This is a genomic window from Saccharothrix obliqua (assembly GCF_019375475.1).
Lineage (GTDB): Bacteria > Actinomycetota > Actinomycetes > Mycobacteriales > Pseudonocardiaceae > Actinosynnema > Actinosynnema obliqua.
In genome coordinates this window covers 835,026-848,546 of record NZ_JAHXGQ010000003.1, presented here as the reverse complement: position 1 = coordinate 848,546, position 13,521 = coordinate 835,026, and the positions used below count along the sequence as shown (strand labels likewise).

Here is a 13,521-nt window from a genome sequence, read left to right as displayed (position 1 = left end):
CCGGTGCGGACATGGATTTCGGGCTCACCGCCGAGCAGTCGGCGTACGCCGCGACCGTGGCGGAGTTCGCCGCGCGGGAACTCAACGACGCCATCGCCGAGCGCGACCGCGACAGCGCGTTCTCGGCCGAGGCGTGGCGCAAGTGCGCGCGGCTCGGGCTGACCGGCCTGCCGCTGCCGGTGGAGCACGGCGGCGGGGGCGCGGACGCGGTGACCACCGCGGCGGCGCTGGAGGCGCTGGGCCACGGGTGCCGCGACAACGGGTTGATCTTCTCGCTGGGCGCGCACCTGTGGGCGGGCGCGGTGCCGATCGCCCGCTTCGGCACGGACGCGCAACGCCGTCGCTACCTGCCCGCGGCGTGTGACGGATCGCTGGTCATCGCGCACGCCGCGACCGAACCCGACGCCGGTTCCGACCCGGCGCAGCTGACCACCACCGCGACACCCGTGGAGGGCGGTTTCCGGCTGGACGGCGGGAAGACGTTCGTCACCAACGCGCCCGTGGCCGGGTTGTTCCTCGTGCTGGCCACGACGAACCGGGTGCGCAGGCACGCCGGGTTGTGCGCGTTCCTGGTCGAGCGCGACACACGCGGGCTCACGGTCGGCCCGCCCACCGACAAGATGGGCCTGCGCACGTCCCCGATGGCCGACCTGCACCTGGACGGCTGCCACGTCCCGACCGACGCGGTGCTGGGCCCACCGGGCGCGGGTATGGCCATCTTCAACGCCACCATGCGGCGGGAACGCGGTTTCATCCTCGCGCCGGCCGTCGGCACGATGCGCCGCCACCTCGACCAGTGCGTGGCCTACGCGCGGGGTCGGCGGCAGCACGGTCGCGCGATCGGCGACTTCCAGGCGGTCGCCCACCGCATCGTGGACATGCGGCTGCGCCTGGACACGGCCCGGACGCTGCTCTACCGCTTCGCCTGGCTGCTGGACGAGAAGCGCGACACCGACTCCGACGCGGCGCTGCTCAAGCTGCACCTGAGCGAGTGCCTGGTGCAGTCGGCGTCGGACGCGGTGCACCTGCACGGTGGCAGCGGGTACACCACCGCGCTGGGCTTGGAGCGGGAGCTGCGCGACGCCCTGGGCGGTCGCGTCTACTCCGGCACGACGGAGATCCAGAAGAACATCGCCGCACGTCTTCTCGGACTGGGAGTGGGCACATGACCGTGGCGCAACGCATCCGCGCGTTCCTGGCGACGACACCCGGCCGGGCCGCGGCACTGGCCGCGCTGGGCGACGACGACTCGCTGATCGACCGCGGCCTGCTCGACTCGCTCGGCACGCTGGAGCTGTCGGCGTGGCTCCAGGAGGAGTTCGGCATCACGGTCGACGAGATCGACCTGACCGCCGACAACTTCGAGTCCATCTCCGCCATCAGCTGGTACGTCGAGCGCCGGGTGACGGCGGTCGAGGACCCGGGGCGGCGACCATGACGGGCGTGCTGCCGGACCTGGTCGCCGCCGCGGCGCGTGAGCACCCCGGGCGCACGGCGGTGGTCGACGGCGAACGCGTTGTCCCGTACGCACTCCTGCACGCGGAGGCGAGCCGGATGGCCCGGTTGCTGGTCGAGGCGGGCGTGCGCCCCGGTGATCGCGTCGCGCTGTACCTGCCGAAGTCGACCGAGGCGGTCGTGGCGATCCACGGTGTGCTCGCCGCCGGGGCCGCGTACGTGCCGCTGGACCCGCTCGCGCCGCCGGCGCGGACCGCGGTGCTGCTGCGCGACAGCGGCGCGCGGTGCGTCGTGGTCACCGAGTTCACCGCGAGCACGGTGCCGGTCGTCCCGCCGCTCGACACCGTGGTGGTGTGCGACGGGGCGGGACGGGGCACCGGGCCGGTGCGGTGGCTGGGCCGCGCCGACCTCGACCGCTGCGAGCCGGTCGCGCCCGCGCCCCGGATCGGTCCCGACGACCTCGCCTACGTGCTCTACACGTCCGGGTCGACCGGCGTGCCGAAGGGCGTGGCGCTCAGCCACGGCAACGCGCTGGCCTTCGTGCGGTGGGCGGCCCGGACGTGCGAACTGGCGCCGGACGACCGGGTCGGCGGCCAGGCGCCGCTGCACTTCGACCTGTCCGTCTTCGACGTCTTCGCCACCGCTTCCGCGGCGGCGGCGCTGGTCCTGATTCCGCCCCGGGTCGGCGTGTTCCCGATGAGCGTGGCGAGCCTCGTGGAACGCGCCGGCGTCACGGTCTGGTACTCGGTGCCCTCGGCGCTGGTGATGCTGCGCGAACGCGGCGACCTCGCCCGGCGCGACCTGTCCCGGCTGCGCCTGGTGGCGTTCGCGGGCGAGGTGTTCCCGGTGCCCCGCCTGCGGCAGCTGATGGCGCTGCTGCCGCACGCCCGGTTCCTCAACTTCTACGGGCCCACCGAGACCAACGTGTGCACCTGGCACGAGGTGCCGCACCCGCTGCCGCCCACCACCACGTCGATCCCGATCGGGCGGGCCATCACCGGCGTGAGCGTCTTCGCGGTCACCGATGACGGCCACCTCGCCGCGCCCGGTGAGACCGGCGAGCTGCACGTCCGCGGTCCCACGGTGATGCGCGGCTACTGGAACGACCCGGACCGGACCGGAGCCGCACTGGTGCCCGCGCCCGACGGCGGTGGCACGTGCTACCGCACGGGCGACCTGGTCCGCCACGAGGGCGACGGCCGCTACACGTTCCTCGGCCGCCGCGACGACCAGGTCAAGATCCGCGGCAACCGCGTCGAACCCGGCGAGGTCGAGGTGGTGCTGCACGACCACCCGGCGGTCGCGGACTGCGCGGTGCTCGCCGTCCCGGACGCCGACGGTGACCTGCACCTGGTCGCCGCGGTGGCCGCGCCGGGCGTCGACGCGGCCGAGCTGACGCGGCACTGCGCCGAACGGCTGCCGCGCGCCGCCGTGCCCGAGCGGTTCGACGTGCTGCCCGAGCTGCCCCGGACGCCGACCGGCAAGACCGACCGGGCCGCCCTGCGCGACCGCGCCGCGGTCGCACTGGGCACACCGGACGAGGAGGCGCCCGGTGCGCACCGGCGCTGACGTCTGGGAGGTGTTCTGGCGGGCCACCGCGCGGGACGGCAGGCCGCCGCTGTGGGACGTGCCCGCGGACCTGGCGCGGTTGACCGAGGTGCTGGACGGCAGCCTGCCGGTGGTGGACGTCGGGTGCGGCAACGGCACGCAGGCCGTCCAGCTCGCCGCGCACTTCGAGCGGGTCATCGGCGCGGACGCGTCGGCGGCGGCGATCGACCTGGCCCGGCGGACGCACCCGCACCCGAACGTCACCTACGTCGTGCTCGACGCCCTGGACACCGCCGCGGTGGCCCGCCTGCACGACCGGTGCGGCGACGCCAACGTCCACCTGCGCGGTGTCCTGCACCAGGTCGCGCCGGACCTGCGGCCCGCGTTCGCCGCGGCGGTGCGGCGGCTGCTCGGCGAGCGCGGCACCCTCCACCTCGTGGAACTCGCGCCCACCGCCGAGGCGTACTTCGCGGCGCTGACCGCCGGCGGGCCGCCGCCCGCGTTGTCCCGGGTGCTGTCCGCCGGCATCCGGCCGGGCGTGCTCACGGCGGAGGACGTGATGGCGTTGCTCGGCCCCCGCTACGTGGCCGTGGCCGGCGGCCACGACGTCCTGCCCACCACCCACACCCTGCCCGGCGGCGGGCGCGCGTCGATACCGGCGTTCCACCTCACCGCCCGCCTCGCCCGCGACTGAAGGGACACGCGATGCCACGCCCCGACACCGTGTTGGTCATCGGCGGCGGTCCGGCGGGCAGCACCGCCGCCGCGCTGCTGGCCCGAGCGGGTTTCGAGGTCCACCTGTTCGAGCGGGACGCGTTCCCGCGCTACCACATCGGCGAATCGCTCGCGCCGTCGTGCCGCACGGTGCTCGGCCTGTCCGGCGCGCTGGACCTGGTGGAGGCACGTGGTTTCCAGGTCAAGCGGGGCGGTTACCTGCGCTGGGGCGACGAGGGCTGGGCCGTCGACTGGTCCGCCCAGTTCGGCGACGAGGTGTACTCGTGGCAGGTCGAGCGCGCCGAGTTCGACCACCTGCTGCTGCGCAACGCCCGCGAGCAGGGCGTGCGGGTCGAGGAGGGCGTGGCGGTCCGGGAGGTCGTCTTCGCGGGCGACCGGCCGCGTGCCGTGCGGTGGGTCCGGCGGGACGGCACGCGGGGTGAGACGGCGGCCGACTTCATCATCGACGCCTCCGGCCGCGCGGGTGTGCTGTCGGTGGGCCACCACCGCGACCGGGTGCCGCACGAGGTGTTCCGCAACGTCGCGATCTGGGGTTACTGGGACGGCGCCCGGACCCTGCCCGGCACGCCCGAGGGCGGGCTCAACTCGATCTCGTCGCCGGACGGCTGGTACTGGGTCATCCCGCTGGGCGGCAGGAGGTTCAGCGTCGGTTTCGTCACCCACCGGGACCTGTTCCGCGAGCGCCGCGCCCGGCACTCCCGCGACGAGGAGGTGTTGCTGGAGGCCGTGGCGGAGTCGGACACCGTCGCGTCGCTGTTGCGTGGTGCGACGTTCCGGTCGCCGGTGCGCATCGAGCAGGACTACTCCTACGCGGCCGGCCGGTTCTGCGGGCCCGGCCACGTGATCATCGGCGACGCGGCGTGCTTCCTGGACCCGTTGCTGTCCACCGGGACCCACCTGGCCATGTACAGCGCGCTGCTCGGCGCGGCCTGCGTGAGTTCGATCCTGCGCGGCGACGTCGCGGAGGACCGGGGACTGGAGTTCTTCCAACAGCACTACCGCCGTTCGTACGAACGCTTTTTAGCCCTGGTTTCCCTGATGTACCAGCAGTATCGTGGGAAGGAGACCTACTTCTGGCTGGCCCAGCGGCTGACCCGCGACGGCGCCCGCCGCCGGCTGCCGCAGTGGGCGTTCACCAAGCTGATCTCGGGGTTGAGCGACCTCCAGGACGCCGGCTACGGCGCCGCGGCGGACCTGCCGCCGAACGCCATCCGGGACGTGACCACGGGGTTGCGGGTGGTGGTCAGCCCGCGGCTCGGGCTGACCACCACCTGATCCTCGCGGCTCACCTCCGGCGCCGCCGGGGGTGGTGGCCCGTCGAGCGCTGGGAGCTGCTGGTGGTAGACCCGATCCACGTCCCGTCCACCCGGAACCTCGTGAGCACCGCCGGTCTGCGCGGCGTGGCGCACCACGTGGTCGAGGACGGGCTGCGCGATCGTGGGCAGTGGATCACCCCGGCCGCGCTGCCCAACGGGGTGCGGGTCCTGGTGGCGACGGTGCCGCTGGAGACCGCCAAGGCGCTGCTCGCCGACCCGCGGCTGTCCAAGGACTCGGCGGACCTCACCGCCGCGCTGCGCGCGCAGGGCGTCGCCGAGGAGGAGGTCAACGGCATGTTCGCGCCGTCCGTGCTCATGTCGAACCCGCCCACGCACGGGCGGCTGCGGGGGTTGATCTCCACCGCGTTCGCGCCCCGCCGGGTGCGCGCCTTGCGGTCGCGCGTCGAGCGGATCGCGGCCGAGCTGGTGGCCGCGCTGCCGGTGGACGAGCCCGTCGACCTGATGGACCGGTTGGCGTCCCCGTTGCCGCTGATCGTGATCAGCGAGCTGCTGGGCCTGCCGAGGTCGGACCACGACCGGCTGCGCGCCTGGACCGACGCGCTCATGGCGGAGAGCCCGGACGTCAGCCCGCAGGCGACGCGGGACATGACCGCGTACATGGCCGAGGCGATCGAGCACAAGCGCCGCCACCCCGACGACGGGTTGCTCAGCGCCTTGGTCCAGGTCGGCGTGGACGGCGACCGGCTGACACCGGAGGAACTGCTCGGCAACGCGTTCATATTGGTCGTGGCCGGTCACGAGACGACCGCGAACGCCATCGGCAACGCACTGGCCCTGCTGCTCGCCGCCGACGCGGCCGGGTGGCGGGAGGTCGTCGCCCACCCGGAGGAGATACCCCGCGTCGTGGACGAGGCGCTGCGGGTGGACAACGGTGTGCGCAACGCGCCGCACCGGGTGGCCACCGAAGACTTCGACGTCCTGGGCGCCACCGTCCGCGCGGGCGAGCTGGTCCTGATCAACATCGGGGCCGCCAACCGCGACCCCGCCGTCCACGGGGCCGACGCCGCCTTGTTCCGCCCGGCACGGGCCACCGCCGCGCAGCACATCTCGTTCGGCCACGGCGTCCACTACTGCCTGGGCGCCCAGCTCGCGCGGCTGGAGGTCAACACCGTGCTGCGCGAGCTGAGCACGCGGCACCCACGTGCCCGCCTCGCCGTCCAGGCGCCGCGGCGTCGTGATTCCTCGATCATGAACCCGTACGCGGCCCTACCCGTGGTGCTCCCGTCCTGAGACCTCGACGGCCGGTGTCACGGCCAGCTGGTAGAGGCTCATCTCCCACCGCGCGTGGGGCGGGTCGACGACGTGCACGAACCCGGCCCGCTCGTAGTAGCCCCGCAGGCCCGGGTTGTGGCGGACCGTGGCCAGGCGGACGTACTGCCGACCGTGGTCCGCGGCCTTGCCCGCGACCCAGCCGATGAGGCGACGGCCGAGACCGCCACCACCGGCCCGCCGGGCGACGGCGAACCGGCCGACGTAGTAGGCCGGTTCCGTGACGGGGCCCCAGAACTCCGCCTCGTCGTCGGTGACCGCCAACGTCGCGACGGGCTGTCGGGCTTCCTCCACCAGCAACACCTCTCCCCGCGAAATCTGCGCCCGCACGGAGTCGGCCGGGAACCGCAGGGGCCACTGCGTGATGCCCCGCCCGTCGAGCCAGGCGGCGGCATCGGCCAGGAGGTCGAGCACGACGTCCTCTTCGCCGGGTCGCGCGGGCCGGATGACGACCTCGCCGAACAGGGTCTCGGGGCTGGAGATGATGGGCATGGATCAATGATGCCTCCCAAGCCCCGTGGGCAAATCGCACTGACCGCACCTGGTCGGTCATCCGGGTCGCCCACGCCGGGGCCGGGCTGAGCCGAAACTTTCAGGGAGCCTCCCTGAAAGAAAGCCGCGCCGGAAACTTTCAGGGAGCCTGCCTGATAGTTGGGGCGGGCCGGAACTGTCAGGAAGCCTGCCTGAAAGTTGTGGCGGGCCGAAACTTTCAGGGAGCCTCCCTGAAAGTTAGGTGGCGGCGGATCTTTCAGGCAGGCTCCCTGAAAGTTAGGTGGGTGAACCTTCAGGGAGCCTGCCTGAAGCTTCGGCCGGCAGGACATCGCGGAGCGGGTGGCGGCCCGGGGGGCGGGGGGCGGGTGGTGGGCCTGGAGCGGGTGCCGGCCCGGGGGCGGGTGGCGGCCCTGGCGCGGGTGGCGGGCCTCGAGCGGGTGGCGGGCCTGGAGCGGGTGGCGGGCGGGCCGATCACGTGCCGGCCACCCACAGGCGCGTCGCGATGTTCGGTGCCGCCGGTCCGCGGCCGGGCATCGAGGTCGGGGCGCCTCCGGGGCAGGTCGCGCCCGCGGTTTGACCTTCGAGTTACTTGAAGGCCGATGATGGGCGGGTGTCCGAGATGCTCACCATCGGGGTCTTCGCCCGCGCCTGCGGGCTGACCGCGAGTGCCCTGCGCTTCTACGCGGACTCCGGTCTGCTGCGGCCGGCGAGTGTGGATCACGTGTCCGGCTACCGCTACTACGCGCGCGACCAGGTCGCGCGGGCGGTGGCGATCCGGCGGTTGCGGGAGATCGACATGCCGCTGGAGCGGATCGGGGAGGTGCTCGGCGGGGCTGCCGGGGAGGCGGCTCGGATCGTGGACGAGCACGTCGCGGGGCTGGCGGAACGGGCTCGGCACGCTCGGGAGACGGCCGTGGCGGTCAAGGCCGCACTGGGCGGGTCGGACGCGCGGTCGCCCGCTACAAGCGTCGACGCGCTGGTCACGGGTGTCAACGCGTTGGTGTTCACCACGGCCGTGGAGCAGGTCCTCACCGCCACCACGCACGAGCCGGGGCTGCCCGTGCTCAACGGGGTGCGCATCGACGTGTCCTCGGACACCGTGGTGCTCACCGCGACCGATCGCTACCGGCTGTCCACCCGGACGCTGGTCCCGACCCGACCCGGCCCGACCTGGTCGGCCACCGTCGACGCCGACGACCTGCGACCCGCGCTGCCCTGGACGCGCCGCCAGCACGACCTGCGGCTGAGCGCCCGCACCGGCCACGTCCGCCTGTGGGGCGACGAGACCACCCGCGACTGCCGCACCCTGACCGAGCCGTACCCCGACCACCGGTTGCTGCTCGCGTCCCTGCCCGAAGCCCGCACGCGCGTGCTGGTCCCCCGCAACGCGCTGGCACGCGGCTTGGAGGAGCAGCACGCCCCACGCGTCCGGCTCGACGTCTCGGCGACGGGACTGGTGATCTCCTCGCCGAACGGCCGGTCGGCGGTCACCGCCGACGTCACCGGACCGGGAACGGTGGTGGAGTTCGCCGCCGCCACCCTCCACCCGGCCGTCACGACGGCGGTCGGCCCGGACGTGATGCTCGACCTCGCACTGCCCCACGAACCGGTCGTCGTGCGCTCCGCCGACGACGGCGACCTCACCACCCTGGTGATGCCGCTCCGCCCCGAACCCGGAGGAACCACCGGATGACCACCACCCCGGACCCGACGATGACCGAGATCACCGAGGCGGTGACCCTCGGCCGCACCGGCGACACCGCCGCCGCGCGCGCCGGGCTGAGCCGCCTGTGGGACCGGATCGGACCGGCGGGCGACCCCTTCCACCGCTGCGTCCTGGCGCACTACTTCGCCGACCTGCACGACGACCCGGCGCAGGCCCTCGTCTGGGACGTCCGCGCGCTCGACGCCGCGGCGACCCTCACCGACGCGCGGGTCCAACGCCACCACGACCACCTGGCCGTCGCCGGGTTCTACCCGTCGCTGCACCTGAACCTCGCCGACAACTTCCGCCGGCTCGGCTCGTTCGACGCCGCGCGCGACCACCTCGCCGCGGCCCGGCAGCACCAGGGCGCCCTCGGCGACGACGACTACGGCGCACTGATCCGCCGTGCGATCGAAGAGGTCGCGGAGGCGGTCGAGCGGCGGTCCACCGAACGCCGGGAGAGCGCGCCCTGAAATTGCGATGACGCAAAAATGCGCCTGCGCAAGGTAGGCTGCCCGCATGGCGGACGGGAAGGGCGGGCTGCGCGAGCGCAAGAAAGCAGCCACGCGCAAGGCCCTCGGCGAAGCCGCGTTGCGGTTGGCGCTGGAGCGCGGACCGGACAACGTCCGGGTGGACGACATCGCCGACGCCGTCGGCGTCTCGCCGCGGACCTACAACAACTACTACGCCAGCCGCGAGCAGGCGATCGTCGCCGCCGTCACCGCCGAACGCGCGCTTCGCGTCGCGGAGGCGCTGCGGGCCCGCCCGGCGGGCGAACCCCTGGCCCGAGCCGTGACCGAGGCCGTGGTCGAGCAGTACACGACCGAACCGGCGGGCGACGCGCTCTGCCTGATCACCTCGACGCCCCGGTTGCGCGCGGAGTTCGTCAACGCCATGTCCACGATCGCCCGGCCGCTCGCGTCGGCGATCGCGGAGCGCACCGGCGGCACCGACACCCTGGCGCCCGCCGTGCTGGCCGCCGCCGTCTCGGCCGCCGCACGCGTCGCCCTGGAGCGGTGGGTGCACCCCGGCGGCACCGGACCTCTCGTCGTCGTCACGAGTGACCGGCCGCTGGCCGACCTGCTGCGGGAAGCGCTCGGTCACCTGGAGCCCGCGCTCCGCGCGCTGGACGGGCGATCCTGAGGGGACACGGGGGCGCGAGTGGAGGATCGTCCGTCCCGTCCGGCCACGCGGGTCCGGCAATCACCCGCCCGCGCCCGGCTGCTGCGCCTGGTCGGGTGGCCCGCGTTCGTCCTCGGGCTGGTGCTGCTGCTGGTGGGCCACGGCGGCGCGAGTTCGGGGCCGTACCCGCTGCTGCGGCCGATCCTGTGCACCGCGGGCGGTGTGGTGCTGCTGGCGTTCGGTCGCCGCGCGGTGCTGCGCGGGCGGCGGCACGCGGCGGAGGTGCTGCGCTCGCTCGACGCGTTGCCGGCCGACCGGGAAGTGGTGTTGTTCCTCAGGTCCTTTGTGGACGACGAGGGTTTTTCCGCCCAGCAGCGCGGTGAGCAGCTGCTCGACTACTGGGGCACGACGCGCACCGAGGAGGAGCAGCTGGCCGCCGCGCTGGCGCCGTTCGGGCGGGTGGTCGCGCTCGGCCAACCCGGTGACGTGCTGCCGCCGGCCGGTGCGGCGCGGCACTTCTCCTCCGACGACCGGTGGCGGGAGCAGGTGCTCGCGGGCCTGGACCGCGCCGGGCTGGTGCTGCTGGCCGCCGGGCCCGGCGACGGGTTGCGCTGGGAGGTGGACCAGGTGGTCGCGCGGATCGCGCCGGAACGCGTGGTGCTCGTCGTGTGCCGGGACGCCGCCCAGTACGAGTCGTTCCGCGCGTCGACCGGCGACCGGTTCCCGCGCGGCCTGCCCGAGTACCGGCCCCGGACACCGACCCTGCCGGCCGCCGCGCACGCCTACACCCGCGCGGCCGTGTGGTTCGACGCCGACTGGACGCCGCACCTGCGCCACCTCGACGGCCCCGGCAGCGCGCGGAACTGGGTCGCGAGCGTGTTCTCCCGTGCCCTGACCGAGGTGTACGAGCGGGCCGGTGTGCGGCAGCCCCGGCGGTGGCGGCGGGTGCGCCCCGCCGTACCGGTGACGCCCGGCGACAAGCCCGCCGTGCCGCCCGTCCGCATCGCCCGCGGCCGGTGGCGGGCGGAGCGGGTCCGCACGGGCGGTGTGGACTTCGTCGTGCGCGTCGGTGACGGCGTGGAAGAGCACGTTGTCGAGTACCGACCGTCCCGCAAGGGAAAAACCGCCGTCCTGGTCGACGGGAAGCGGGTCGGGCACGAGTTCCGACTGGGTCCGCGCGGACCGGTCGCCCGGCTCGTGACCGGCGACGACGTGCAGCTCCGGGTGGACGGCGCACCGGTCTACGCGCTCACCCGCGCGGCAGCGGGCTCGGACACGTTCCTGGAGCACCGGGCCACCGCGATCCGCGACGCCCTGCTGGCGTTGCCGCGTGCGCTGCCCGGACCGTTCCCCGCCACGTTGCGGGTCGCGCCCGAGCTGCCCCGACGGCACGGCGAGGTCGTCGCCGGGGCGACCGACCCGGTGATCGCCGTGCTGGACACCCGGTCCGACTTCGGCGACGCGCGCACCTGGTGCACCGACCGCGCCGTGCACATCCGCTACCGGGGAGGCGTTGTCGTGCTGCCCCACGCGGACCTGGCATCGGCGACCGTCACCGCGGACTACGCGACGCTCCACGTCGGACCCGCGGCGCTGGACTTCCCGGGCCACGCCGAGCACGTCGCGCGGGTGCTCGACGCCGTCCGCGCCGCGGTCCTGGCCCAGGACTCCGGTTTCGACCCGCCGCCCGCGGTCCACCCGTTCGTCCGCGCGGGCGCGTTGCGCGCCGAACGGGTCGAGGCCCGGCGGAAGTCCGCGCGCTGGCGGTTGCGCACGACGTTGTGGAGTCCCATGGCGGGGTTCGGCGTGTTCGCCGGGCTGCTGGCCGCGGTGGGCATCGAACTAGGTGACGCCGGGTGGGTGGAGCAGGTGGCCGTGCGCGTCGCCGCCGTGCCCGCCGGTTTCCTGGCGGGCATGGCCTTCGCCGCGATCGTCGTCCTCCTCGTGGACGCGGTCTTCCTCGCGGTGCGGGTAGCCGGACGGGTGGCCGCCGCGCCCCGGCTGCGGCTCATCCGACGACGGAGACCCCCAGCAACAGGGAACCGAAGAACAGCAGGTAGAACACCAGCACCCACCGCCGGGCGCGGCGGTACGGCGGTTCGGCGTTGAGGACCACCGCCACGTCCACACCGGCCGGAACGGCGGCCCGGAACGCCTCCGCCACCTCCTCGGCCGGTGCGTGCACGTCGCCGAGCGGCCAGGCGAGACCACGCGCGCCGTGCGCGAACAAGCCGTACCGGTAGCCGCCGAAACCGGTGAACGGGACGACGTTCCACAGCCGGGCCGCCGCGTCCGGCGACACGTGCAGGTTCACCCGCGACCGGCTCCCGACCCGGCCGACCACCACGCGTTCCACACCGGCGTGCCGCCAGTCGAGCGACAACTCCTTCTTCAGGCCCCGTTTCACGAACGCCGCCACGCCACGCCCCCGGTGCAGGGTCAGCTCGTCGCCGACCCGCACCCACCTCCACCACGGGACGTGGACCTCGGATTCCATCATCCGCGCCGCCACGAGCGTCATCATCGCGAACGCCCAGACGTCGACGCCGAGCACCGAGCCGATCCACACGGTCATCGCCGCGACCGCCACGAGGGCGACCCTGTCGTACACGACGACCGAACGCGGCACCGAAACCCGGAAGCGCACCGGCTCGACGTCCCGCGCGGCAACGGTTTCCCCCTCCACCGCGGGATTCGGCTCGGCGGTCGCCACCGGCTCGACGGCAGGAGTCGGCCGTAATCGGCCCGCGTGCACCCCGCGCAGCCCGGGGTCGTCGGCGGCGGCGGTCACGTCCGCACCCCGGGACAAGGCGCGGACGAGGGCGTGCCCCAGGTACGTCAGGCCGTTGGCGCGATCGTCGTACACGGCCTCCCGGCTGGCCAGGCAGAACACCAGCGTGCGCGCCCCGTCCACCCGGGTGGCCCGCTCGACGCGGTCGGCGAGGTCGTCCACGCTGTCCGCGTTGTCCGCGCCGTCGGTGAAACAGCAGTCCAGGACAACGACTTTCCCGGGCGCGCCGTGCGCGCGCACCGACGCGCGGACGTCGGCGAACCGCAGCCAGGTGGAAACGTCGTCCGGGTCGCTGTCCGGCAGACCCAGCAGCACGTCCCCGTCGTCGGTCAACCGCGCGTGGCCCGCGTAGTAGAGGAGCAGGCGGTCGGCGGGTTCCCCGAGCAACGCGGCGATCGCACCCGCGGACCGCGGACCGGCCGCCGGCACCTCGACGCGGGTGCCGGGTCGACCGGTCAACACCCCGCGCAACGCCTGGACGCTGTGCCGGGCGGCGACCACGTCGGGCAGCGCGGTGCCGCGGTAACCGCCCATGAGCACGGCCAGCACACCGACCCCCTCCCGGTCCACCCGCTCGAAGGTATGCACACCAGCGCTCCGCGACCAAGCCCTTCACCCACCTGGCCCAACCACCACCGCGTCCGGCCCGCACGGCGATGCGCGCACCGCCCGACGGGATGTAGGGGTGCGCTTCCGCCCGGGAGCCGGGCGATTCAGTACACGACCACGCGGCCGGTGTCGTCGGGGACATCACCCTTGTGGTCCCAATGCGACGTTCGGTAGCCGATCCCCGGGGTCACCCACCTCGGACGTGTGCCGGCCCGGGTGAATACCTCCCCGACGATTTCCCTTGCGGCGCAAGGACAAGGACGATGGGTTCCGGCGGTGATCCGCCACTGGTCCGAGAAGTACACCACTTCGGAGGAGTAGATCATGGGTAATGACGCCGACTGGCTCGCGGGCGAAGAAGAGGACGACGACAACGACCTGTCGCTCAGGGAGACCCAGGCCATCGACGAGTTGTGCCGCGAACGCCGGTGAGAACTGGTAACCGCGCTCGGTGTGGT

Annotated in this window: 12 protein-coding genes; 10 read left to right on the top strand and 2 right to left on the bottom strand. The window is 73.9% G+C overall.

Annotation, left to right across the window (positions count from 1 at the left end; translation table 11 throughout):
- Window positions 1–11: 11 nt before the first annotated feature.
- The 6 genes from KZQ38_RS13375 (at window position 12) to KZQ38_RS37065 (ending at window position 6,305) form a co-directional block, all read left to right on the top strand.
- Window positions 12–1,169, top strand: a complete 1,158-nt coding sequence (locus tag KZQ38_RS13375; RefSeq protein WP_219441709.1) for an acyl-CoA dehydrogenase family protein — start codon at window positions 12–14, stop codon at window positions 1,167–1,169.
- Window positions 1,166–1,438 (top strand): acyl carrier protein, encoded by a 273-nt coding sequence (locus tag KZQ38_RS13370; protein ID WP_219441707.1) that lies wholly within the window; start codon window positions 1,166–1,168, stop codon window positions 1,436–1,438. Before KZQ38_RS13375 ends, KZQ38_RS13370 begins: the two co-directional genes overlap by 4 nt.
- Window positions 1,435–3,024 (top strand): amino acid adenylation domain-containing protein, encoded by a 1,590-nt coding sequence (locus KZQ38_RS13365; RefSeq protein WP_219441705.1) that lies wholly within the window; start codon window positions 1,435–1,437, stop codon window positions 3,022–3,024. The genes KZQ38_RS13370 and KZQ38_RS13365 overlap by 4 nt, the downstream gene beginning before the upstream one ends.
- A complete protein-coding gene (locus tag KZQ38_RS13360) occupies window positions 3,008–3,697 on the top strand; it encodes a class I SAM-dependent methyltransferase (protein ID WP_219441703.1) in 690 nt (229 codons plus the stop codon). The genes KZQ38_RS13365 and KZQ38_RS13360 overlap by 17 nt, the downstream gene beginning before the upstream one ends.
- A gap of 11 nt (window positions 3,698–3,708) precedes the next feature.
- Window positions 3,709–5,013, top strand: a complete 1,305-nt coding sequence (locus KZQ38_RS13355) for an NAD(P)/FAD-dependent oxidoreductase (protein ID WP_219441701.1) — start codon at window positions 3,709–3,711, stop codon at window positions 5,011–5,013.
- 62 nt (window positions 5,014–5,075) lie between these two features.
- Window positions 5,076–6,305 (top strand): cytochrome P450, encoded by a 1,230-nt coding sequence (locus KZQ38_RS37065; protein ID WP_219441698.1) that lies wholly within the window; start codon window positions 5,076–5,078, stop codon window positions 6,303–6,305.
- On the opposite strand, the gene KZQ38_RS13345 is transcribed toward KZQ38_RS37065, so the two are convergent.
- A complete protein-coding gene (locus KZQ38_RS13345) occupies window positions 6,282–6,836 on the bottom strand; it encodes a GNAT family N-acetyltransferase (RefSeq protein WP_219441696.1) in 555 nt (184 codons plus the stop codon). The two genes, KZQ38_RS37065 and KZQ38_RS13345, sit on opposite strands and share 24 nt — an antisense overlap.
- A 619-nt stretch (window positions 6,837–7,455) precedes the next feature.
- Here KZQ38_RS13345 and KZQ38_RS13340 point away from each other — a divergent pair.
- Genes KZQ38_RS13340 through KZQ38_RS13325 form a run of 4 tightly spaced genes read left to right on the top strand, consistent with a single transcriptional unit; the run spans window position 7,456 to window position 11,772 of the window.
- Complete coding sequence (locus tag KZQ38_RS13340) at window positions 7,456–8,529, top strand: DNA polymerase III subunit beta family protein (protein ID WP_219441882.1); 1,074 nt, start codon at window positions 7,456–7,458, stop codon at window positions 8,527–8,529.
- Window positions 8,526–9,014, top strand: a complete 489-nt coding sequence (locus KZQ38_RS13335; RefSeq protein WP_257901221.1) for a hypothetical protein — start codon at window positions 8,526–8,528, stop codon at window positions 9,012–9,014. Before KZQ38_RS13340 ends, KZQ38_RS13335 begins: the two co-directional genes overlap by 4 nt.
- Window positions 9,015–9,060: 46 nt before the next feature.
- A complete protein-coding gene (locus KZQ38_RS13330) occupies window positions 9,061–9,684 on the top strand; it encodes a TetR/AcrR family transcriptional regulator (RefSeq protein ID WP_219441695.1) in 624 nt (207 codons plus the stop codon).
- 18 nt (window positions 9,685–9,702) lie between these two features.
- On the top strand, window positions 9,703–11,772 hold the full coding sequence (locus KZQ38_RS13325; protein WP_219441693.1) for a hypothetical protein: 2,070 nt from the start codon (window positions 9,703–9,705) through the stop codon (window positions 11,770–11,772).
- Here KZQ38_RS13325 and KZQ38_RS13320 read toward each other — a convergent pair.
- The gene (locus KZQ38_RS13320; RefSeq protein ID WP_219441691.1) at window positions 11,672–13,024 is read right to left on the bottom strand and encodes a hypothetical protein; all 1,353 of its coding nucleotides are present in this window, start codon (window positions 13,022–13,024) and stop codon (window positions 11,672–11,674) included. The two genes, KZQ38_RS13325 and KZQ38_RS13320, sit on opposite strands and share 101 nt — an antisense overlap.
- Window positions 13,025–13,521 lie beyond the last annotated feature (497 nt).